General features: G+C 36.6%; 16 protein-coding genes and 1 pseudogene. 10 read left to right on the forward strand and 7 right to left on the reverse strand.

The window, feature by feature from the left end; all coding sequences use genetic code 11:
* Positions 1-814 precede the first annotated feature (814 nt).
* The 8 genes from ACFQIC_RS14145 to ACFQIC_RS14180 all read left to right on the forward strand — a co-directional run bounded on the left by ACFQIC_RS14145 (position 815) and on the right by ACFQIC_RS14180 (position 9186).
* Positions 815-1273 (forward strand): IDEAL domain-containing protein, encoded by a 459-nt coding sequence (locus ACFQIC_RS14145; protein WP_204708931.1) that lies wholly within the window; start codon positions 815-817, stop codon positions 1271-1273.
* Positions 1274-2829: 1556 nt separating this feature from the next.
* Positions 2830-3057, forward strand: a complete 228-nt coding sequence (locus ACFQIC_RS14150) for a helix-turn-helix domain-containing protein (RefSeq protein WP_204708930.1) — start codon at positions 2830-2832, stop codon at positions 3055-3057.
* Positions 3058-3083: 26 nt separating this feature from the next.
* On the forward strand, positions 3084-3206 hold the full coding sequence (locus ACFQIC_RS14155; protein ID WP_204708929.1) for an anti-repressor SinI family protein: 123 nt from the start codon (positions 3084-3086) through the stop codon (positions 3204-3206).
* Between the two features lie 107 nt (positions 3207-3313).
* Entirely contained in the window at positions 3314-3808 is a 495-nt protein-coding gene (locus ACFQIC_RS14160) for a hypothetical protein (protein ID WP_204708928.1), read from the forward strand.
* Between the two features lie 254 nt (positions 3809-4062).
* Positions 4063-4188, forward strand: coding sequence for an anti-repressor SinI family protein (locus tag ACFQIC_RS14165; protein ID WP_390217267.1), 126 nt, complete (start codon positions 4063-4065; stop codon positions 4186-4188).
* 83 nt (positions 4189-4271) lie between these two features.
* Positions 4272-5501: a helix-turn-helix domain-containing protein gene (locus ACFQIC_RS14170; RefSeq protein WP_204708927.1), complete on the forward strand. Its 1230-nt coding sequence runs from the start codon at positions 4272-4274 to the stop codon at positions 5499-5501.
* A gap of 1144 nt (positions 5502-6645) precedes the next feature.
* Positions 6646-7143, forward strand: coding sequence for a VanZ family protein (locus ACFQIC_RS14175; protein ID WP_204708926.1), 498 nt, complete (start codon positions 6646-6648; stop codon positions 7141-7143).
* Positions 7144-7470: 327 nt separating this feature from the next.
* The gene (locus ACFQIC_RS14180; RefSeq protein ID WP_204708925.1) at positions 7471-9186 is read left to right on the forward strand and encodes a phospho-sugar mutase; all 1716 of its coding nucleotides are present in this window, start codon (positions 7471-7473) and stop codon (positions 9184-9186) included.
* A gap of 1401 nt (positions 9187-10587) precedes the next feature.
* Here the strand turns inward: ACFQIC_RS14180 and ACFQIC_RS14185 are convergent.
* Positions 10588-10875 (reverse strand): annotated as a pseudogene (locus ACFQIC_RS14185) (IS1595 family transposase); the annotation flags it as partial.
* Between the two features lie 438 nt (positions 10876-11313).
* Between ACFQIC_RS14185 and ACFQIC_RS14190 the strand changes: the two are divergent.
* The gene (locus ACFQIC_RS14190; protein WP_204708924.1) at positions 11314-12420 is read left to right on the forward strand and encodes a glycosyltransferase family 4 protein; all 1107 of its coding nucleotides are present in this window, start codon (positions 11314-11316) and stop codon (positions 12418-12420) included.
* Between the two features lie 1311 nt (positions 12421-13731).
* Here ACFQIC_RS14190 and ACFQIC_RS14195 read toward each other — a convergent pair.
* The 6 genes from ACFQIC_RS14195 to ACFQIC_RS14220 form a co-directional block, all read right to left on the reverse strand.
* Positions 13732-14766: a glycosyltransferase family 2 protein gene (locus ACFQIC_RS14195; protein ID WP_204708923.1), complete on the reverse strand. Its 1035-nt coding sequence runs from the start codon at positions 14764-14766 to the stop codon at positions 13732-13734.
* A 312-nt stretch (positions 14767-15078) separates the two neighbouring features.
* Positions 15079-16863, reverse strand: a complete 1785-nt coding sequence (locus ACFQIC_RS14200; protein WP_204708922.1) for an asparagine synthase-related protein — start codon at positions 16861-16863, stop codon at positions 15079-15081.
* 56 nt (positions 16864-16919) lie between these two features.
* Positions 16920-18206 (reverse strand): lipopolysaccharide biosynthesis protein, encoded by a 1287-nt coding sequence (locus ACFQIC_RS14205; protein WP_204708921.1) that lies wholly within the window; start codon positions 18204-18206, stop codon positions 16920-16922.
* A gap of 168 nt (positions 18207-18374) precedes the next feature.
* On the reverse strand, positions 18375-19406 hold the full coding sequence (locus ACFQIC_RS14210; RefSeq protein ID WP_204708920.1) for a GNAT family N-acetyltransferase: 1032 nt from the start codon (positions 19404-19406) through the stop codon (positions 18375-18377).
* A 199-nt stretch (positions 19407-19605) separates the two neighbouring features.
* Positions 19606-21462 carry a hypothetical protein gene (locus ACFQIC_RS14215; protein WP_204708919.1) on the reverse strand — a complete coding sequence of 619 codons (1857 nt, stop codon included), beginning with the start codon at positions 21460-21462 and terminating at the stop codon, positions 19606-19608.
* Entirely contained in the window at positions 21459-22553 is a 1095-nt protein-coding gene (locus ACFQIC_RS14220; RefSeq protein WP_390217271.1) for a glycosyltransferase, read from the reverse strand. The genes ACFQIC_RS14215 and ACFQIC_RS14220 overlap by 4 nt, the downstream gene beginning before the upstream one ends.
* Before the next feature lie 578 nt (positions 22554-23131).
* Between ACFQIC_RS14220 and ACFQIC_RS14225 the strand changes: the two genes are divergently transcribed.
* Positions 23132-24025 carry a PIG-L deacetylase family protein gene (locus ACFQIC_RS14225; RefSeq protein ID WP_204708917.1) on the forward strand — a complete coding sequence of 298 codons (894 nt, stop codon included), beginning with the start codon at positions 23132-23134 and terminating at the stop codon, positions 24023-24025.
* Positions 24026-24032: the final 7 nt, after the last annotated feature.

The raw sequence follows: 24032 nt of genomic DNA on the forward strand, positions 1-24032 counted from the left end.
GTGTCTCGATACCCCTTCAAGAAAAGGCAGCCATTCCTAAGTTTGCATGCAAATCTTGATAGCGATCGGTCCTATTAAAATCCTTGATATAGAGAGGTTCATTGCAATAGAACACGGATAGTGGAAGATAGTCCTTCTGGGAAAGGGATTCGTTTCTCACATGTCGAAGCGGTGGCTTGGGAATCTCCCCGTTTCCTAGCCACCCACTCCCATCTATGAATAGCCTACAATTTGAAGAACCCATTACTGAGGTTTCCGTCTGCCTCACAATGGCAAGGAGGTCCGGGAAATCGCGAGACTCCTATGGGATGAACATGATCGGTGAGATCCCGCAGGGCGATAGCCCGAGGAAGCTCGCCACATGCCCATGGAAAGCGAGTGATTTCCCGGACCTCCAAACGCTTTCAACCATAACGGAAAATGTCCAAGCGTTTTTCTTTACCAATTGTAATGTTATTTAGTATGTTAATTGGTTCGATAATTCTGTTGCTATTTTTCCCTCTACATATGTTTTTGTACTCCAAAACCGAACTATTTAAGTTTTTTATCGACGGCTTTTGTTTTGGTCGGCCATTCTCCATAAAAACCCACTGATAGAAGTTTTACTTTTCCCCGCATTAACGGTCAGTAAGCCAATCATAAGGTATTAAGAGGTAAAAGCAGAAAGAAGATGGAAGGCAACTGCCCGTAAAAGCCCGATTCGTTCAACTAACTATCCGTATAGCTCCACGAATAGAAGTTTCACTTTATTTTTTTAGACAAATGATGGATAATAGAGTTAAATACTGAAAATTCTGATTAGAGGGGTGGGCCTATGCTAAATATAAAAATGTTAAAACCGTATTATGTTAAAGAAGATAAACGTTTTATCCGAGTTGTTCTCGCCTACCAGTACTTTTCCTTATTGATCGATGAAGAACTGTATCAGTTTATTCCTATGGAGTCTCGTGAAATTATTATTGATCGAAAAAGTAAGCGCGTTCATAATGTTTTGGATATTTTTGTATTTCAGCGTGGTAAACGGATTGTTTATGTTTCTGTAGCTGATTTATTGAACTTGCCTGAATTTCTCACGCATCTTCATTCCATTACTTCTCCATATGAGGCAGAAAAAGTGGAATGGATTGTTGAAAAAACTAATATAGAAGTTGAAGAAGTTGTAACAGAGCTTGAAAAAGAAAACCTGCTTAGACTTATAGATAAGGCTATTGATCGTAATGATAAGAAAGCGTTTACAAAACTGGCGGGTATTTTAAAAGAAGATTTTTTATAATCGTTGTTGATATTTATAGAAAAAATAGAACTTCCAAAAATAATTTATAATTAGGTTAGATAGGTTAAATAGTTGATAAATAAAGGACCACACATTTTAGATATGTCTAATATGTGTGGTCCTTTATTTAATTTCTTCTTCACAAACGGCTCGGATTGTTTAATAAAAGAATGGCGGTTCCGTTGCTTTTTATCGGAGCATGGGGAATGGGAAACCACTCGCTTTCCGCGGGGAAGACGGCAAGCCTCCTAAAGCTCTGCGGGGTCTTGCCAGTCTATCCTTTCCCGCAGGAGTCTCGAGGTTTCCCATCCCCCTATGAAGAGTGGAACGGAACGCTTTTTTATGAAAGTCGGGGGTGCTGTGTGAATATTGCCATTGAAATGATCCACTTCTGCCCTTATGTGGAAGACAGCTTCGAGACATTCCGGTGGTTTCCGTTACAAAGGATGGCGTTAGAAGGTCCGGGAAATCACTCGCTTTCCGTGGGCATGTGGTGAGCTTCCTCAGGCTAAGCCTTACGGGATCTCACCGATCATGTTCATCCCACAGGGAGTCTCGCAATTTCCCGGACCTTCTTGCTTTCGTAAGGAGAACGGAAACATCTTCACGTGAGCAGAAGCCTCATACGTGAAAATCGTAGTGCTGTGTAATTATTGCCACTTAGGACATCAAAGTGACCTGTGATGTAATTTGGAACCGGTCTTTACAAGGAGAGGTGGTGATGGTAGGCATACACGCAGGGAAGTTCCTAGCTGCTGTTTATGGACTGAAATTATTACCACAGTGGCTTTATGTCAAGGCCCTTAATAGGCTAAATAGACCATCATCCCCGTTTTTTAACAATTTATCTAAGTGGCCCGATAGATATAACAGATCCCTCATACTTTAGCAAAAACGTAGAACGGTATGATTCCGATAGAAACATACGGCAAAAGGGCGGTGGGGAAGGGGAAGACTCCAGTGGGATACGCGGGTTAGATGAGACCCCGGAAGGCGCAAGCCTGAGGAGGCTCAGCGCACGCCCACGGAAAGCGACTCCTTCCCCACCGCCCCTTTCTCCACACAATCATATCGGAGTCTTCAACAATCCTGCTAGTTTAGTTGATTAAAGAAATAAACTTTATATGTGATATAGACCCTTTGTGCGAACTTTCCGTCAGACTTGAATTGATAAATAGCCATCCCCTTCATAGGCATCGATCAAGCTAATATATCGGTAGCTTATGTGATTCATAAATTTGTAGTGCTAATCGGTGGTTCTAGCGTGATTACCGTTGATAAACGATAAAAACAGGATACGAGGAGGCTTAACCTTCGTCCACGGAAAGCGAATCGTTCCCCAGATCCCCTTTCACTGATTCGAAAAACGGAACCAGATCTATTCCGATCATTTATCTACTGACCTCTACTTGCTAAGAAGTTCTTAGGTATTTGTTCTTAATAAAGAAAATAGTCCTTTTAATTTCTAAACTTATTCGGTATACTAAAATTGCATATTCTTTATTGAGAACGAACAATATCCAAAAAAAATGCTCTTATAGAAAAGAGGGATGAATATGTCCAGCATAGGTGAACGCATTCGCATATTACGATTAGGAAAAGGATTATCAGTAAATCAATTTGCAAATAAGTCTGGCGTGTCTAAATCTTACATTAGTAATATCGAACGAGAAGTACAAAAGAACCCGTCACTAATTGTAATGAGAAAATTAGCCGTTACTCTTGATGTACCTCTAGAAGATTTGCTGTCCCGCACCAATGATCAACAGCACCAAGCTAAATAAACAAGCGAGGAAGTGGAGTGATCAAGGTGAAAGACTCAGCACGTAACGACCAACTTGATAAAGAATGGGTACGCTTAATAAAAACAGCAAAACACCTGGGATTTGAAAAAGAAAAGATTCGTCAATTCCTACAAGTAGAAAAGAGGTGAAGGTTTGTATGATGGGTAAGGTTTCATTCACGCGATTGGCAGCACAGCCAAATTATCAATGTTCATCCCCTCCTCCAATACTAGTTTTTGATGAGGTGACATGTAACTTGCGGTCAGTCATTCAGCAATTCTCCCAGCTCATGGTCAAGTCATCTTGTACGATTAAAAGTGAGGCAGGCGTAGTCTGTGCTCAGAATAAGGAAACTTTTCAAAAGGATGAACCAATGGCTGGTGTCCGTGGGGACGAGTCTCCATTATCGTATTTGCAGGCAACTGTTTGTTATTATGAATTATTCAAATATGATAAATCTAATCAAGACAGTTGGAGCTATGAAAGAATATTGGACGATTCCTTCATTAAGAATTTAGAAATTGTCGGTATGTGGCCTTTTGAGCCAAGCAGGAAAAGTTTAAATCCTATTTTCTTCTATGATTCATTACATCATCCCGTAGTTATCTTTTATACGATACAAGGCGATGAGGAGAAGTATATTCAAAAACATATCCATCGATTTGATTGTGAGGGATACAATTTAAAGGTTGGAACCAGGGTATTTAAATATATTGAAGATTCTAGTATTCCATGGGAACGAATGTCTTAATATAAAGAGTGCTTAACGAGCTTGTCGTTTAGCGCTCTTATTTGTATCCATCTAGATTCGATTTTATTTTACAATATTTTCATAAAAAAACTGAAGATTATAAAATAAATGTTCAAAAAAACTGAATTTTATACAAAACTATTATTATCATAGACGGTATAATAGGCTTAGTAATATAGGGATAGGTGCTAACGGATAACTTACATACTTAAAAAAGTAGAAGTTATCTAGATATTATTCGGGGAGGTTCACCCATGATGAATATGTTACCTGACTTGAAGTCACTAGACGTAGGATGGATTAAACTGATCGAAGAAGCTAGAGACATGGGTTTATCTGTAGAAGAAGTAAAGGAATTTATAGAAAAAGTTAAAAACTAACCGTCGATTTCTTACACATCAGCATATTATGCTGGTGTTATTTTTTTACAAATCATTTATAGTAAATAGAGAGGGGGATATGTATGGAAACTAGTCATTTCGATTTATTTAGGTTACTAAAAGATTGTTCGGATTCATTTAAGACCCCAATTCTAGTCTTTAATCATAATGAAAAAATGATTCGCTATTTTCCAGATCATTTTCAACGTCCACCTGAGATTTTCAGACCAAAGTTTTACCAATGTTTACGGGATAGTAAACGATACCCTTTTCAACTTCAATTAAATGAGGGTGTGTATTACCAATCGTTCTTTTTCTATCCTATACAAGATAAAACAGGTCAATTAACTTATATAGGTATTGGTCCTTTTCTAACCCATGAAGTAGGAAAGTTGCAAGTACGTAAACTACTTGTGCTTCACGGACTGGACTTTTCTTATGAAGAAGAAACGATCCAGTATTTTGAAACATTACCTATAGTTAACAAAAATGAATTAGAATCAATGGAACGTCTGCTTATCAATTTATTACCAAAAAGATCAGAAGGATATTCTATTGGTCAGATTCCTACAAAAGAGATGCAAGAATATCAAGAATTTAAAAGTAACCATTTAAATTCGAAGTTTTCTCGTCATCTTCTTGAACTAAATGAAAAGTTTAACGGATTCTTCAAACAAGGGGATAATAGAGCATTAAATGAGTATCAAAAACTGCGACGATCTTCTCTTTTTCCGTTAGGGAATGGTGACGAACTTCGGTCAGCAAAAAATAACATTATCACTTTAGTTTCCAAATTAACTAGAATTGCTATTGAAGAGGGAGTAGTAAAAGGGGACGTGTTCTCCTTGCATGATTTTTATATCAATTTTCTTGAAACGAAAGAGGACCTTACTGAATTAGCTAATTTGGAGTTGACGATTGTCCAAGCCTACGTAAATGTAATGAAGCAGAAAACCGGTGAGAGCAGAGTCTCCCCTCTAGTCAATCGTGCGCAGAATTATATTTATCAAAACATAACAGAAGATATTAATTTAAAAGTGATTGCCGATGAATTAAAGGTAAACCCGAATTATTTATCAAGTGTTTTCAATCAAAATATGGGGATTTCAATAACGAAATATATCAATAATAAAAGGATAAAGGAAGCTAAAGCACTATTAAGCAATACCCAGTATACATTAATGGAAATTAGTATTTTGCTAGGCTACAATAGCCAAAGTTATTTTACGAGGGTATTTAAAAAAAATGAGGGATTTAGTCCTAAGGAGTTTCGCCAAAAACAACAATCGACGATATCAAATAGTCAGGAATAGGCCCACTTTATTATGGCTCTGTTAAAGTTGATTGTTGATATTCGACTCGGAAAAGCACCTTTTACCAGAATATTTAATAGATCCTCTCACTACATCATCGTCAACAAACTCAGTCTTAAAGAAACGGATCGTATTGTTGAAGACTCAACCCCGAGATGATGGAGGTTCGTTACCGGATAAGGGATAGGGGTGGCTTTGAAACAACTCGCTTTCCTGCGGGGGAACGGGCAAGCCTCCTCGGTCGTTAACACTCCCTGTGGGGTCTTGCCTAGCTCCTTCTCCCGCGGGAGTCTCGTCGTTTCAAAGCCACCCCATTCGACATGGAAATGAACGAACCCCCGGCATAGGAGAATGCGTCTCACCTCCCCACCGTCATTTTCCGTATATTTCCATCGATTAAAGTATGAGATATCTGTTATAACACCAATTGCAGCCTGATACAGACCAGTGAATAGTGCCATCACAGGATCCAGCCTTGTTAGTACAGGTCAATCGTACGGGGGCTATTCATGACACTATTCATACATGAAACGATTTTCATAAAATGGTTCTGTTCCACTCTTTATAGTAATGAGAGATGGGAAACGGTGAGAATCTTGGAAAAACGATATACTGGTGAGACCCCTAAGTGCTTTAGGAGGCCACTGAAAAACTGATCATTTAAGAGAATAAGAACCAAATCAATCAAAATATAGCAAAAAACAAAGGAATAACCTAGATATTCGTAGGTGGCTCCCTTGTTTTTTGCTTTGTTTAAAGCCTTTTTCACTAGAAAGTAAGCGATTGTGGACATCATCTCGTTTGGCGTTGATGGGGAGGAAATTGGCGAGACTCCGGCGGAAAAACGATCGTGAGAGACCCCGCAGCGTAGCGAGGAGGCTCGAGGGTTCGTCCGCGGAAAGCGAGCTAATTTCCTCCCCATCAACAATTACCCCCTTATTACACAATCTGGGGCGTTAGTTAAATAAGCCCAATATACAAAAGGGAACCTCCATGAAATTGGAAGTTTTTCTGTGTAATATCAACACTAAACTTTCACAGAGCCTTATTAATAAGTGGGCTGCTTTCGGTTTTAATGAGAATAATGCATTCATTTGACAGAATATGTTACTATATACATAGTTTTATAGATGTGAGGATTACTATGAAAAAAATTATGTATTGGCTCCCGGCATTTGCATGGATGGGAATTATATTTTATTCATCATCAACCCCTTATGAAGAACAAAACGTTCAGCCATTGTTAGGAAAGTGGTTAGATTTATCTTGGTTATCTCCTTATTTAGACTGGGTTTCGTTCACCTATAACCAAAGCCCAGTTAGTATTGCTACCCACGGGGTTGAAGGCTTAATAGAGTTCTTTTTAAGAAAGGGAGCTCACGTTGGTGTGTTCCTCGTATTAACCTTGTTATTCTATGGGGCACTATATTACACCTTAAACAAAACGAACCGAGCATTATGGTTAGCCTGGGTTCTGACGGTAATCTATGCCATATTTGATGAGCTTCACCAAGGAATTACACCTAACCGCACGCCTTATGCAGGTGACGTTATCTTAGATGCTGTTGGTGGACTATTAGGAGTAGGATTAGTCCTTTTCTTTAAGAGATACCGACGAAAAAACACGTTTACAATCGAATGAGTGAGGAATAGAGGGTTATAATAATAGAAAGAAAAGGTGTGTGCAATGACTAGAGCTGAAGAGTTAAAAGAAATCTTGCAGAGCATTATTAAGCAAACGGAAAATGCGGAGCTACTATCTTCAGAAGACGTAATTAATCGAATGATTCAACAACTTCAAACATAAGTAATACAAAGGACAGTATTCTGTCCTTTTTTTGTTGGCGATTTTTGTCTATTTTTGCAGATGAAAAGCTTGTAATATTTTAGTAGAATCCCCCAAGTAAACGCCTTCATGTGTTATAATTTATGACAATACATAGTAAATAACTTGAAAAGGATTGATGATATGACGTGGAATCAAGAGTATGAACGCTGGAACACATTTACCTCCTTGGATCGTAAGTTAAGATCCGAACTGGACCAACTTCAGCAAGATGAACAATCTTTAGAAGATGCTTATTACAAATATCTTGAGTTTGGTACAGGAGGAATGCGTGGGAAGCTTGGACCAGGCACAAATCGTATGAACATCTATACCATCCGTCGTGCAGCTGAAGGTCTTGCTGCCTATGTGAAGAGCCAAAATGGTGAAGAACGAGGCGTAGTCGTAGCTTTTGATTCTAGGTATATGTCTAAAGAGTTCTCTATAGAAACCGCGAAAGTACTGGGCCGTAATAATATTAAAACCTACGTCTTCTCCGCGTTAAGGCCTACACCGGAATTATCATTTGCTGTTCGACATTTAAATGCAGCAGCTGGGGTAGTGGTTACAGCTAGTCATAACCCTCCAGAATACAATGGATTTAAAGCTTACAATTCCGATGGTGGACAGCTTCCTCCAGAAGAAGCGACTACGGTCATTGATATGGTCAATCAGGTGGAAAATGAACTAGAAGTTAAAGTAGCTGAACAAACGGAGTTAGAAGAAAATGGTCTGTTAGAGTGGATTGATGAAGAAGTAGACAACGCTTATCTTGAGGCATTAAAAACAGTGAACGTCAATTCTGATGTTGCCCAAGCAGGAGACGACTTAAGCATTGTTTTTACTCCTTTACATGGTACAGCCCAAATGCTCGTTGAAAAAGGACTGCAGCAAATGGGGATGACAAATGTACATACCGTGCAGGAGCAAGCTAAGCCAGATCCGGAATTCTCAACCGTTGCTTCTCCCAATCCTGAAGAACATCAAGCGTTCGAATTGGCAATTAAAGAAGGAAAAGAACGAGGGGCCGATGTATTAATTGCAACAGATCCTGATGCTGATCGCTTAGGTGTAGCCGTTCCTAATGATTCTGGAGAATATCAAGTACTAACAGGAAATCAAACAGGAGCTTTATTGCTCGATTACTTGTTATCTCAGTCAAGCGACGTCCCTGCCAATGGCATTGTCATTAAGACAATCGTTACTTCAGAATTCGGTCGAGTAATCGCTAACCATTATGGTGTCAGCAGTCTCGATACTTTAACAGGATTTAAATTCATCGGTGAAAAAATTCAACAATATGAACAGTCTGGAGAGCATACTTTCTTATTTGGCTATGAAGAAAGCTATGGTTATCTCGTAAAAGATTTCGCCCGTGATAAAGATGCAGTACAAGCCACCGTACTATCAGCAGAAGTCGCTGCCTATTGGAAGAAGAAGGGTAAAACATTGCTAGAAGCCCTTGACGAATTGTATGAAAAACATGGCTATTTCTTGGAAGATCTTCAGTCTTTAACCATGGAAGGAAAAACAGGAACAGAGAAAATCGAGAATATCATGGATAACTTTAGAAAAAATCCGTTAAAACAAGCGGGCGGACTTAACGTTATCGCTGTAGAAGATTATGCAACATCTGAGCGTTTAACCGACAAGGGAACGAAAGAAACCATCGATTTACCAAAGGCCAATGTAGTGAAGTTCATTTTGGAAAATGATAGCTGGTTCTGCCTTCGTCCTTCAGGCACAGAGCCGAAAATTAAGTTTTATTATGGAGTGAAGACAGGATCTAGTGAGGAAAGTTTAAGCTTGCTTGAGTCTGTTAAACAGTCTGTCAATGAACAACTGAATCAAGTTATTTAAGAAGTAAACAATAGTAAAATTTGCACAACCAAAAACGCTTGGATTGTATTTTAATCCAAGCGTTTTTAATTTGTTTTCTTGTCTGATGATTGGCTTGGAATCTTAGCTCGCTTTCCGCGGACAAACCTGCAAGCCTCCTCGTTCGTCTCCTCACTGCGGAGCCTCTACGGCACGCTTATGTATAATATGTGTGGTCCTTTATTTAATTTCTTCTTCAACTAAAGCCCCAGATTGTGGAAGACTCAAATTCGAGACATTCCGGTGGTTTCCGTTACCAAGGATGGCGCTTGAAGGTCCGGGGAATCACTCGCTTTCCGTGGGCATGTGGTGAGCTTCCTCAGGCTACGCCTTGCGGGATCTCACCGATCATGTTCATCCCACAGGAGTCTCGCAATTTCCCAGACCTTCTTGCTTTCGTGAGGAGAACGGAAACATCTTCACGTGAGCAGAAGCCTTATACGTGAAAATCGTGGGGCTGTGTAATTATTGCCATTGAAATGATCCACTTAGTACATCAAAATGACCTGTAATGTAATTTGGAAACGGTCTTTACAAGGAGAGGTGGTGAGGGTAGGCATACACGCAAAGAAGCTCCTAGCTACTGTTTATGGACTGAAATTATTACAACAGTGGCTTTATGTCAAGGCCTGTTTATAGGCGGGCTTTATTAAATAGATCATCATCCCCATTTTTTAACACTTATCTAAGTGGCTCAATAGATATAACAGATACCTCATACTTTAACAGTAACGGTAGAACAGCACGATTTCGATAGCAACATACGGCAAGCAACTCCTTCCCCACCGTCTCTTTCTCCACATAATCATCTCGGAATTGAGTCTTCAACCCTTCTGACCTTATGTGGAAGACAGCTTCGAGACATTCCGGTGGTTTCCGTTACAAAGGATGGCGTTTGAAGGTCCGGGAAATCACTCGCTTTCCGTGGGCATGTGGTGAGCTTCCTCAGGCTACGCCTTGCGGGATCTCACCGATCATGTTCATCCCACAGGAGTCTCGCAATTTCCCGGACCTTCTTGCTTTCGTAAGGAGAACGGAAACATCGGATAAGCTACTTCATGCGAACAGAACGCCTCATGCGTGAGCATCGTGTTAGATGAGCTTTATTCTATAGCATAGGAAAGTCGCATTCTCCTATGCCGAGGGTTCGTTCATTTCCATGTCGAATGGGGTGGCTTTGAAACGACGAGACTCCCGCGGGAGAAGGAGCTAGGTAAGACCCCACAGGGAGTGCCAACGACTGAGGAGGCTTGCCAGTTCCCCCGCAGGAAAGCGAGTTGTTTCAAAGCCACCCTTATCCCTTATACGGTAACGAACCCCTATCATCTCGGAGTCGAGTATTCAACAATCCTGCTAGGTTAGTTGAATAAAAAGAAAAAAACTTTATACACTAAACTTAGATAACCTAAGCGTATCATATGTTTCGATACTTAGAATTAAATCCTTTTATTATCATATCTCATTCATTGTCCCTTTATTTAGTTGAAGATGGATGCTCTCTAACACTTGGAACCACGCAAGATAATTGGTTGCCACACCATTAAATCCCTGTATACACACTTTAAGCCTGCGGTGGTAGTTGTTGACGTTCTGGATGTCATATAGACCCTTTGTGCGAACTTTTCCGTCAGACTTGAATTGATAAATAGCCATCCCCTTTTCATAGGCATGGATCAAGCTAAAATATCGGTAGCTTATTTGATTCATAAATGTAATGATAATTAGCGTGATTACCGTTGATAAGCGGTTCCGTTCATTTTAACCATGGAACGATGAGACTGCGGAAAAAATGAAATTGATCCCCAGAGCCCCTTTCACTGATACTAAAGACGGAACCATCATGATGATTCTCCTATTGGATAGGATTTTTAAGTGCTTATATTGTAAAGATTTTTGCGTTCGTCAATACCTTTTCAACAGCCCTTAGCTCCATATATATGAGAAAACCGTCTTGAAAATTAAATGTCATTCGAAAGGTTATAGTATATTAAAAAAGAAAGTGTCAAAAAAACGGGGAAAATATGGTATTGTTAAAGTTCAAAGCTCGAATTATGATATAATAAGGCTGATTGTGTAATACAATGACTTTAACAACAAGTGAGGATATTTATGAATGAATACATCAACATAATAATTGCATTAGTGATCTCAATGATAGTTAGTTATTTGCTCGTTTTTCCAGTTATAAAGCTAGCGGTAAAATGGAGAATGATGGATCATCCGGAAGAAAGAAAGATCCATAAAGTTGTGACTCCTCGAATGGGTGGAATTGCCATATTCGGCGGTGTCGTTGCAGGAATGCTTTATATACGTCCTGATATTGAATATCTTATGCCCATCAGCATTGGCGCATTTATCATAGTCTTAACAGGATTATTAGATGATCGTTATCAAATTAACCCTATACTCAAACTCACAGGCCAAATTTCAGCAACATTTGTTGTTATATTATCCGGTTTAAAAATTGACATTATAACAATACCATTTCTTGGAATGATTCCAATGAGTGATCCTGTTAGTATTATTTTCACTTTCTTCTGGATTATTGGTATTACGAATGCGATTAACTTAATTGACGGCCTAGACGGTTTAGCTACAGGTGTTACCACTATTTCTTTAATAAGTATAGCGATCATGGCACTAGCTATTGAACCGCAAATTGCTATCGTTTATTTATGCATTGTTCTAATTGGCAGTAATTTAGGGTTCCTTGTACACAATTTTTATCCGGCACGAATTTATATGGGTGATACAGGATCATTATTCTTGGGTTACTCTATGTCCGTCATATCAATGGTCGGTCTATTTAAAAATGTTACTTTGTTTAGCTTTATCATTCCGATTATTGTACTAGCTGTTCCTTTATTTGATACGTTATTCTCTATTTTAAGAAGAATTATAAACAAGCAGAAGATTATGATGCCAGATAATAAGCATATCCATTATCAAATTTTGGCGGAAGGATATAGTCATCGTGCGACAGTGCTCATTATTTATGCGTTTAGTGCGATGTTTGGTTTCTTAGCGATTATGTTTTCGTTAACATCCTTTGGAATATCCTTAATTATCACATTTGTATTATTGTTAATGCTTCATTTATTTGCTGAGATGACAGGAGTTGTATCACGAGGAAAAAGACCAATTATTGACTTAATAAAGAAACCTAAAATAGTGAAAAAACAAAAAAGCGAAGAAGAAAAAAATTCCGATGAATAGGTATTAAATTCTATAGCTTAATTAAAATCTCGATTATATTTTATTTGTTTGGGGTGTGTTTTTACTGGGGAGTAGAATCAAACGTTTATACATAATTCGGGTGATTTAAGGTTGAATGGTACGGTTGAATTTGAGGGAATGGACTCTTTGTAACCGTCATTTAAAATGAAACAGTTTCTGCTAAAATAACTGACACACTTTACTGGAAATTATTATCCCCATTTTATAGTGAATTGCAGCCTCTCTAATAACAAAACATTTGTTAATCATTGTCCTGATTTATACGGTGGTTTCCGTTACAAAGGATGGCGTTAGAAGGTCCGGGAAATCACTCGCTTTCCGTGGGCATGTGGTGAGCTTCCTCAGGCTACGCCTTGCGGGATCTCACCGATCATGTTCATCCCACAGGAGTCTCGCAATTTCCCGGACCTTCTTGCTTTCGTAAGGAGAACGGAAGCATCAGATGTGGTGCTTCAAGTGAAAAGCATTCCTTACGAGTGAGAATTGTGCTGGAAGGTGCGATCTTGCATATCGCTTAAAGCTTCAGATTATTCAATAAAAGAATCGTGGTTCCGTTGTTTTTCATCGGAGCATGGGGGATGGGTAGGCATACACAACAGGTAATCTCCTCCCTTCATATAAACACGCTATCACACCCGATTTTTAACTTATCTAATGGCTCAATCTGTGATGGCCATCCTGATCTGTATCAGGCTTCAATTGGCGTTATATCAGATATCTCATGCTTTAACAGGGACGGTAGAACGGCTCGATTTCTCCAAACAATCATCTCGAAATCGAGTCTTCAACAATCCTGCTAAGTTAGCGCAACAAGCACAACTTCGTCAATGTGCATAACTATTCGTATATCTTCATTAGTAGCTTTAAAAGCCCTATTGAATATTTCAGGTAGTAAAAAAATGCTCAAGCTTTTGAGGAATCTCCTCAAAAGCTTGAGCATTTTTTCTGATTTATAACTTAATATTGGGTGTGATTACAGCCATTAACATGTACCATCCTTGACATAGTTTTAAGACCGGAAACCCTACTCGAGCTAAAGCTCTGCGATGTCTCACCAGTCTATCGAGTTAGTGCGATTTTATGACACTAATATTGGTTCGTACTCTCCACATGAGGGAGACGTGAAGTGGACATGGTGAGGCTCCGCAACCAAGCGAAGAAACTCACCGTATACCCAGATCCCATTCCTCGACTTTACTAGGAGAATCATTCAATTATCATAATACTTTATTCAACAATACTGCCCTTTAACGTATAACATTTACGCCAAATAACCTATATACGAATTCCTTAAGATAACTGGTTTGGAAATTCATTTTCAATATAATAATCCCACTTTTCATTCAACTTACTTTTTTTGGATGATTGCATAATATTTTTTGCTTTTTTTCCTAAAAGTGAGCTGCTGATAAGCGCTTTACACTCTGCGATCATAATATTCCTGTTAGAAATCTGAGTTCCCGTCTTATTATGTTTAATGAACTCTTTCTTTTCTTTTAAATATCCTTTGTAATTCTTGTTTTGGATATAAACTCCGGCTATTTTTTGTAAATGGATCTCTTTCACCTTGCTCTTCATTTGCTCATTTACCTCTGAAAATAAGTTTTGTTCTATATAACTGTGTAATTGTCTAATACCCTCAAGCTTTGGACCATAACTGTCACTGATCCTATTATTTGAATGAATTCGATAGAGGAGTAAAGGTTCCTTACAAATGAATACATCTGTTTCACAATTGATGATTCTTAAAAATAGGTTTGTTTCTTGTGCGCTTTTTAGATCTTCTTGGAAACCACCTACTTTTTCCAAATATGATCTTCTTATGAGTGGAAAAGAAGCACCACCTATAAAATTACCTAATAACATCATTTCTAAGGCTTGCTGGCTTTCGTATAATTCGTCATTCCCTCTGTTTTTATACCCAACAAGGTCATCATTATCATCAAGGTAGAAGTTATTACAACTTACTATTCCAATGGACGAATTTTGATTCATCATTTTGCACTGAATTTCTAATTTTCTTTTGGCCCATATATCATCGTCATCTAAAAAAGCAATATACTTACCTTTTGATTGCATAAATCCATTGTTTCGAGCAACATTACCACCTTTAGGCTGTTCATGAACAATGACATTCACCCTTGGGTCTTTAATGCTTTGTAAATAATCAGCAGTGCCGTCATTTGAAGCTTCATCAATGATAAAAAGCTCTAAATTTTCATGTGTTTGGTTGAGAACACTAGTAACAGCAACTTTTAATAAATTTAACCTATTTCGGGTCGGGATAATAACACTGATTAAGTCTTGATTAGAGTTTTGAGTCATATTTGGTCCTTTCTTTTTCTGATAGCTTAAGAAAAAGTAATATTTAAGTTTAGTGTAGATGTTTCACCTTTAAAGCAAAACTCAAAGGTTGTTTTAATAAATCTAAATTTCACCTGCGTTATAACGTCACCTTCAAAATCATAAGGATACACACTATGAAAATTCCTTTAATTCCTGAATAGAATCAGTTAACAAAATTAGTGAAAAAACTCTGGCATCTGAATTATTATAGCAGTTTATCATGGTCAGTTGAAGTTGCAATAGGCTCATACTTAATTGCTTAGATTTATATAAGGAAACCAGGGTGGATGATTATTTCTCCATTCGATGATATCCATTTATATGATTACTATACAGTACTTGCATAAGGTTAATTTTTTGGGATTTATTTAATTTATTTCCCTCAAATAAATAGTTTGGATTACTTTCTTTTAAGGCTGATTCCAAAGAGATCAACCCATCTGCATAGTTCTCAACGTTCTGTTTCCATTCATCACTTTTCATGACTTCGTTCCATTGGCCCCAAGGTCCTTGATTGCCTTGTATAATATTTGCTTTTTTTCCTGCTTCCCTCATTAGCCAGACGGTAAACTGTACAAAGAAATTAGCATAAAAAGGAAAGTAAGGTAATCTACCTTCCCCGTGAAGTAACCATTTAGTTTTTGATAGCCAAGGTTTAGCTGTGATCCGGAACAATTTGTGATTAAGCTTCCAATGTTGAGGCACAGATGCACTTATTTTTACCACTTCTTTAGCCATAAAAGGTTCATAAGTACGAAAAAGTCGGCGATTCCCGTGAAGGTTGGGTATATTCATATTCATCGTACTGGGCCAAAGTTCAAACCACTCTTCAGCAGACTGGTTACGAAATTTTTTCACTCGATCTAAGTGAGTTCGTCTTCTAGCAGTTATTTCAGCTAGAACCTCATTATTGAATACATCATTCTTTTTACTCTGTGCATTTGAATACTTTTTATTTTTAATTTGTGGTAAAAAAGGGAAGCGTCTTGGTCCCTTAACTTTCTTGATACGTGAGCCTTTAAGCAGTGCATCAGCAAACAAGCCACCGAATACAGCAGGATATTCGGTAAGTTTACAATTTTTATGAAAGCCGAACGTATGAACGTGATGAAACTGAGAGCCACTGCCTACTAACTTTTCGGTTTCTGGGAGAATATTCAGGTAGTGCTTTTGTTCTCGGGTAGAAATGTGAAAGTTTGCTCCATATGCATCTGCTGCCTTTTTTGCTACTTTTCCTTCTCTATTCATATAATCTAAAAACACAAAAGCATCCCGTTTTGAGTTTTCTGGTAAAAGGGCTGATAACGCTCGAGAATCTTCTCCTCCGCTAATAAACTGAGCTATGTGTGTCATATCTTTAGTAAGGGAATGTACATAGTTTTCTAAAGCAGTTCGCAAATCTAGTGCAGCTTGTGTAAGGTTACTGTATTCATACGTTTCTTTTGGTATCCAATATGGCTCTGATTCTAATGTTAATGAATGGTTCGAAAGGGAATGGATAGAAGCAGGTGAAATTTGTTTAATGCCCTTGAACATTGTATAAGGGTAAGTTACAAATCCATGAAGTATGAAATCCACCTGAGAAACAATATCAAGATTAGCTTGTTCATTTGATGCGTCAGCTAACATATCTACATGTGATGAAAGTATTATATTACTTCCACTGCTAAAATAATAAATTGGTATAAATGACATTAAATCCGTAATACAGTGAACTTCATAAGTAGACTTGTCTATAATTAGAACCGAATAAGGACCACTTAAGTCTTCATCCCATTTTATTTGCTGTTCTTGCCAACGATTATAGATCGAGCGGACAGCTTCAAATTTAGAATCGTCATTTACTAAAAAACTATTATCCCTGAAACACAATAGTGGACCTCCCAGTACTATTGTAATATGTTCATCAGTTTCATATGGTTCAAACCCATTGTATAGGTTTTGACTAATAGCTAAAGAACCCCAATTCCCGTGAAATTCATAAACTAGAGGTCTGTCTTCATCATAGATTTTATGGATTTTTTTTGTAAGTTCATCTGGTGTGAACGGCTTTTTTGAATAAATGAAATCACTCATTACATACCACCTATTTCTTTATCAATGACTATCGAGCTTTGTTAACGTACCTTAATTTAAGGGAATTGACTATCGAATCTCTTACTAATGCGAAGTGTTATAAATATTAATAAAAAGTTTAAAATAGCCCCTGTCACTCCAAATAGAGCTACGGCTACAAGATCATTATTAAATACATAATAACCTACTGTTAGGGCTGCCATGCGTACTACAAAGGTAATAATTGTATATCCTAAGTGAAAAGATTGCACGCCTAACACTGCTAAAGATTTCACACTAGGTTGATTAATAAATTTGAAATAGCCCCATAATGCAAGCCATCTAGCATATTCGCCAGCTCTTTCCCAGTCTGCACCAAATACTAATTCAAAAAGCCAAGGACCTAACAGGATAATTAGGCCAAAGGGAATAATTCCAATACCACCCAGTGCTAAAGTCGCTTTTTTTATTAAATCACTTAATCGTTCCTTATTATTAGCAGCCTCAGTAATTCTAGGATAGAAAACATCACCTACTGCTTTACCAATTAGTTTGGTAGGTATCGCTAGAACGGTTTTACAAATTGTGAAAAAACCAGAAGCCGCCGGTCCAAAAAAGCTAGCTAACAATATAACAGGTAAACTTTGAGAAAATCCATCTATAAACACTTGTGGCGCTCTATATATGGGAAAGTCTCTATGCTCTTTCGCTAAGACTTTTAGTGAAGGGTTATTCTTATTATCATCAGTTTGTTTCCACGTATCCTTGCTCATACCTATCATTAATACTGCCTTTAATGCTTGTCCAGCAGTTGATAAAATCACGAGAACTGAAGCTAGTGGATAAAAGAATCCTACACCTACTTTACTTCCTTGTAATAGTAGAGCGTGCAAAAATGTGGACTTCGCAGACACGCTGAATTTATTTTCTCGAATTAACCATTGTTCAATTACTTGAAGAAACCCTGAGAAAAATATAAATATAGGAATTAGGTAAAGGTAGCTAGTAATTTCCTCCATTTGCAACCATTTAACGAGTGGTTGATTAAATAAGAATAAAATCAATCCAACTAATAACGTTATAACTACTGTTATATATAGAGAGAGTTTGGCTAAACCTTTAGCATCCTCCCTTTTTCTTGGTAAGACAATAGCAATTGGATAAGCTAACGCTGCTATTGGAGCAAAGATGCCTGCTATTGACATAAAAACTCCTTGAACTCCAAAAATTTCTGGACCATAGAGTCGAGTGATAAATGGTGAAAATAACATCATAACCCCTTGGGCAGCGGCCGTTCCAGTGGCCATTATAAAAACATTACGTACAAACTTTTTTCGACTTAAATTCAATAGAAATTCTTTCATCGTTCGCTCCTTGGGAAAAAAACATATTTTCTAATTATATAAGTATTGTTCTAGGCTTTCAATACACTCAGCTCTGATTTTAGAATATGACCATAAGATACTAAAGAGCAACGGGTAATCCCGTTGCTTTATACTGACTATGATTTCATGCTGAATTTTTGTAGAGCATTAAAAAGAGTCTACATCCCCTGGTGTTATGAACCATTTAGAGGATTGATGTAAATGTATGAAATCGTTGCTTATATTAATACCCACTAATGGGACAGGGGTATCTTTTTGACGGAAACCATTAGCAGTGTAAAGGGAGTACATAGAAGTATGGGGGAGGGACCATGTTTGTACAAGATCTGCTTCCCTCATATATGACAATGCTGTGTCTAAAAGCAAACGACTTCCTTTAGAATTTGCTAAGCAGACCCAGTCTAAGATTATTCCGCTTTTATAAGAGTGTTTGTTTTCAACTGTAAAAATAATGTATCCTTGGAGGTTGTTTGAGTCATCCTCTAAGGCTAAAATCCTATAGTGTTTTTCTGGATGTAATAAATACCTCCAAGTCAAATAAGAAGCGTCTCGCAGCACCATAGTTTGCTCGGTGTTATTAATTGTAGAGGCAAGTCTATTAAATCTATCATCGAAATTTCGAATTTCAACTACAGAAAAATGGTTAGAAAACCGTACGTTTTTTCTGTTTTTTATCTTTATTACCATTTCATCAAGAGGTTTTAGATATTTTATTAAAGAGAACTTTGACGATAATAAAGAAAAAGGTCTTTGTATATTAACTAATCTAGGCATATTAATAATGTGTTTAGCATTTGAATATTTGATTAATAAATTTTTTGCTTTTGGCGCTGGAAAACCAAATAAATAATCAATGTTTTCTTTTTTTGCTTCCTCAATCAGTCTGTCATTCAGTTTCCTGTATATTCCCTTACCTCTTGTTTTTGGGTCAACCATGGTATCAATTCTTAAGCCGACTTTATGAACTTCATTTCCATTATAAGCTTTGTTTACCCATAGGCTTATATGTCCAAGAATTTCGTCATTTTCCTCCCACACCAAAATTATTGGATCTTGGAAGTGTGGATGTTGCTTGAATTTCCATTCCCAATGTGCAAGAGAGCGATTGTGCTTAAAGGTTTTTTCAAATAATCTTTGTATTTGTACTTCATCGCCTGCTGCATAATTTCTTATGGACATTCTGACTATCTTTCCTCTCACAATTGAATTAACACTAATAATTGGCTTCCCGTATTTGATTTTACACTAATTTCTATTTTTAAGAAACTTAATAACAATCGCTAAAAATCTTAGTTGGTTCCTAGTAAAAACCACAAGACTCCTTTCTTATCATGAGAGGCTTGTGGTTATTAATTTGTAACGGATTATTCTTTCAATATTAATTGTCGTATTCAGCATAGCTAGGTAGGTTTATGCGTTCTGTTATCAAACCATCATTGATGGCGTAAGCACCTTTGTTTAACTCTTGTATCCCTTCGTCAGGTAGACATTTTTCAATATGGTTAGTACTCTGAAGGACAAGCAAATAGTCAGATTTACCTAAATTTATTTTGATCCTTTCTTCTAATTTAGGGGAATCGCAATACGTATGGGTATAGGTTTTGAAAGTTGATCGTTTATACCACATAACATGACGCAAATAAAAACGGTCTGATTCACCAAGGTCATTGAAAACGGTAACCCCATTCTCTTTACTTATATTTTTCTCAGTTCTTAAACTTTTTAACAGTTCTGTGGCTTCGTGTAATGCAGGAGTACTCGGCTCATCCTGTTGTAGGAAAGATTGAATCTGACCTTGTGGAATAGTAAGTAATAAAGCCACGATCACCATACAAACAATTTCTTTTAATTTTATAGAACCAGAGAAATTTATACTTTGGGTCAAGGAGTGGAGCGTGATAATTAATAAGGTTCCTAGAAAAAATATGGAAATGGAAGTGTTATACCGACCAAATCCTGCTAAGTAAACTGCTTCATTCTCAGGCATTAAAAATAAATATAAGATATACAATAGAGCAGTATATATTAAATACAGTATATTCACATATATTCCTGTCCAAATTAGCGTCTTTGCTAATTGCTTTTGGGAAATGAAAATATAAACTACAGCCAGAACTGCAAATGCATTAGCAAATAGCATAAGTTGAAAAGTTGGAGAGCTTAGATTAAATGAAGCTTGTAATAAGTCCGGCAACAAATTATTAACTAATTCTGCAGATCTATCACTTAAGTTAAAAGTGTCGGATGTTACAGCGTGTCGATTAGAATCATAACTAGCCTCATATGCTTTAGCAGTATACTTGGACCACAAATAGTTCACGAAAAAAGGGACAAATAGTAAGTAGAAACCCCAAGCGATTAAATTCTTCCAATTCTCTCTTATATTAAATTCCTTTTTTCTAATATAGTTAATTAATAATCCAATAATCCATATTAGGCAGAAGGATAAGAAGATTTTACCGCTGTCCTTAACTAAAACAAGAAAAGTAAGCATTGGCATTACAATCAAACTTAATCGACTCCATTGATTCCGGTAATAAAAAGAAATCAGTACAATAGCAGTTGATAAATATCCTAAGTAAGAATCTACTAGAAGTGTATAAATCATACTTCCATCAATCAGTAAGAGTAAAAGGGAAACTAAAAAAACTGAGATAGAAATAACTGGTTTCTTAAATGAAGTGAAAAGGAATAGTGACGCTAACGTTCCGGCAATCAGAACACCTTGTGCTATAAGGGAAGCACTCTCCGAAAAACCCATAATACTGACGATATAATAAATGAAAATTGCCGTTCCTGGTGGATAATTTCTAAAAGAAACGATAGTTGAATCGTCTGGTAATGAGTTTCCCTCGACCATTTCTTTGACAATTAATCCCCAATGGCTAAAATTGTCGTAATGTATAAATAATGCATCTTTTAAAAGAAAGGCAAAAAATAAGGAAGCTATGAGGAAAAATATAATTCCAGGATTTAAAAGGACTTTTAACGTGCTTATATCCTTTACTATTCTTATGAGGTTATAGATAAACAGGACAAGTCCTGCAGCAAAAATGAGATTAACAGTTAATGGTAATATGTTTAAAGTTCCACCAATAAACAAAATAGTTACTAAACTGGAGAATAACAAAAGGGGAATGATCGAAGGATTTATCCCCCATCTAAACCTAATATACATACCATATCCTGCAAACGAAATAAATATAGCTAAAAACATGAGAATCACAGTAATCATAAATGTTCACCTTCTGTTGCTTGTTTTTTATTAAAAATCCATGTGCGCTGAATATAAAAACTCATTAGAAATAATATAGAGTCTATTAATACTTTTATAATAACTTCATGGTCCCCAATGAATTGGTAAGTGTAATGAACACTGATAGAGGAAGCTCCTAATATAAAAACGGCAAGTGTATAATACTTGATTAGTGTCACCTTTGTGTATGTAGTAGATTTAAAAACAATATTTCTATTTACAAAGTAATTAAATAATGAAGAGAACACTCTTGCAAGGATAGTTGATATTATAATAAACGACCCTGGCAGAATCGTTTTTAAGAAAGCAGAGAATAATGTGAAAAGCCCTACATCCAATATAAAAGAGGCTACAGAAGATAGTAAGAACCTAATGAAAATGTAATAAATTTTTAATGAATCAAGAATCGGGTTAAAGTGGGAAGAAGAGTTATCATCAATATAGATGGTATCAATTTCTACCTCACTAATTTCACAGTTAATGTCTTTACTAGCTAAAATCATACGAGTTTCAAATTCATACCGTTCACCATCTACATTTAATAAATGTTTAGAGAAAGAGAGGGGGATTCCTCTTAACCCAGTTTGGGTATCTCTAATATTTAATCCAGAAGTGATCCTAAATATTAGTTTTGTTAAGTTATTTCCAAAACGACTCCGTAACGGTATATTTTCTTTTTTAAAGTCGCGTACACCTAGTATTAAGTTATTTGGATGTTTTAGTAAGGATTCAGCAACTTTTTTTATATCGGGAATACTATGTTGACCATCAGCATCAGCTGTTAACATCCCTGTGATATTAGTTTGGTGTTTCTGAACATAAGAGAAGGCCGTTTTCAATGCTCTACCCTTTCCTTTGTTCTTTTCGTGATGAAGTATAATGCAGTTTTGTTTATCTTTTAACTCATTAAAAATGTGGTTTGAAGTAGAACTTCCATCATCAACAACGATTATACTATTAAAATTAATAGAAGACAGTTCGTTTACCAATTCTATTAATTTATTATCTGGATTGTAAGCAGGTATTATTAATGATATTTCTTGAAAATTAATCGTCATACGGTTCGCCAACTCTCTGAATCGATTGTGTGTTAGATGATTCGTCTTTTTTTAGAATTTATTGTGGGTAATAATGTTAACGTTGGTACAACATTATTTTACCAATAAGCCAACATTTCAAACTTCAAATTTCAATAAATTAAAATATACAGTAGTTATAGAGCGTGACGTTAGAATTTTTCTCATCCTAATTTACTTTATCAATACCATTTGTATTATACTTCCTGTAGATAAATTGTATAGTGAAATAGATGTTTCAATAAAAGATCGAGCATATATTGACTCAAATGTTATAATGTTCGATGTAGGTTAGGAATAAGGTCTAATGTTAAGATTAGTGTTATAGTTTGGTGTACAAGCTTATAGAGAAACAATAATAGGTAGTAATGATAAAGTTATCGAAATTATTTGATAATTGTTTTTCCGTCATTAACACATTACGTATCCTAAGAAATATACAAAGGAATAGCTCTTTAAACACTTCCTTTCATTACTTTAAAGCCGTTTGGGCTAATTCTCTACTTAGAAAATTTAGAATAGCTACAGACTGTAGAATGTTTATACATAAAGGAAAGGAGGGTACAGATTGAATGGATTTTAAGCAATTGCTTTTTAAATTTAGTGAACCAATAATAAAACCCATTACAAAGCTACTTCTAAAGAAACACTATAATTCTGATTCTGCCTTGACTCCATTGGGGAATTATAAGAAAATCCTAGTTTTGGCTCCTCATATGGACGATGAAACGATAGGCTTAGGAGGGACAATTAGACGTCACGTATTAGAAGGGGCCGAAGTACACTGTGTTTTCAGTACAGATGGTTCAAACAGCGAGAGTTCCCTTGCGAGGGAGGAACTAAGTAAGATACGCAAACAAGAAATAGAAGAAGTGAATGAAATCCTTGGAATGAAGTCTATTTACTATATGGATCTTCCAGATGGTAATGTTCAATCAACTCCAGAGGCCCAAAATAAACTGTTGACATTATTAGAAGAAATTGATCCCGATTTAATTTATTGTACACCATTTGTTGATGCTCATCCTGATCATATGGGAACGGCTACACTGTTATCGGATTGTTTAAAGATAAGGGGAGAGGAAGAGAAGATTCGTTTATACGAAATTAATTGTCCTTTTCCACCTCATGAAATTAATTGTGTCATTGATGTCACCTCAACATTTTCTACAAAAAAAGAAGCAATTAAACTATTTAAATCTCAAGCCATCGCTTTTGATGGATTTTTAGAATTAAATCGACTGAAATCAAATATTGTAAATGATCATTCTGTGTTAGCGGCCGAGGTGTTTATAGAAGTTGATGTCGATCAATTTATTAAACAGTTCGATAAACTAAGACAGAAAAATTATCCATATGATAAAATGTTTAAACAAGCGAATCGAACGATAACTTTACTGTGGGCTATATTTAAAAATTACCCACAGAAAAAGCGGATTTATTTAGAAAGACTATCAAATAAATAAAAATTGT

Origin of the sequence: Halobacillus seohaensis (assembly GCF_042663045.1) — a bacterium.
Taxonomy (GTDB): Bacteria; Bacillota; Bacilli; order Bacillales; family Halobacillaceae; genus Halobacillus_A; species Halobacillus_A seohaensis.

Excerpts from the sequence above, each read along its gene's own strand:
- ACFQIC_RS14205 (WP_204708921.1), bottom strand. The coding sequence starts at position 18,206 with ATGAAAGAATTTCTATTGAATTTAAGTCGAAAAAAGTTTGTACGTAAT.
- ACFQIC_RS14150 (WP_204708930.1), top strand. The coding sequence starts at position 2,830 with ATGTCCAGCATAGGTGAACGCATTCGCATATTACGATTAGGAAAAGGA.
- ACFQIC_RS14175 (WP_204708926.1), top strand. The coding sequence starts at position 6,646 with ATGAAAAAAATTATGTATTGGCTCCCGGCATTTGCATGGATGGGAATT.
- ACFQIC_RS14190 (WP_204708924.1), top strand. The coding sequence starts at position 11,314 with ATGAATGAATACATCAACATAATAATTGCATTAGTGATCTCAATGATA.
- ACFQIC_RS14200 (WP_204708922.1), bottom strand. The coding sequence starts at position 16,863 with ATGAGTGATTTCATTTATTCAAAAAAGCCGTTCACACCAGATGAACTT.
- ACFQIC_RS14225 (WP_204708917.1), top strand. The coding sequence starts at position 23,132 with ATGGATTTTAAGCAATTGCTTTTTAAATTTAGTGAACCAATAATAAAA.
- ACFQIC_RS14145 (WP_204708931.1), top strand. The coding sequence starts at position 815 with ATGCTAAATATAAAAATGTTAAAACCGTATTATGTTAAAGAAGATAAA.
- ACFQIC_RS14170 (WP_204708927.1), top strand. The coding sequence starts at position 4,272 with ATGGAAACTAGTCATTTCGATTTATTTAGGTTACTAAAAGATTGTTCG.
- ACFQIC_RS14165 (WP_390217267.1), top strand. The coding sequence starts at position 4,063 with ATGATGAATATGTTACCTGACTTGAAGTCACTAGACGTAGGATGGATT.
- ACFQIC_RS14215 (WP_204708919.1), bottom strand. The coding sequence starts at position 21,462 with ATGATTACTGTGATTCTCATGTTTTTAGCTATATTTATTTCGTTTGCA.
- ACFQIC_RS14210 (WP_204708920.1), bottom strand. The coding sequence starts at position 19,406 with ATGTCCATAAGAAATTATGCAGCAGGCGATGAAGTACAAATACAAAGA.
- ACFQIC_RS14195 (WP_204708923.1), bottom strand. The coding sequence starts at position 14,766 with ATGACTCAAAACTCTAATCAAGACTTAATCAGTGTTATTATCCCGACC.
- ACFQIC_RS14180 (WP_204708925.1), top strand. The coding sequence starts at position 7,471 with ATGACGTGGAATCAAGAGTATGAACGCTGGAACACATTTACCTCCTTG.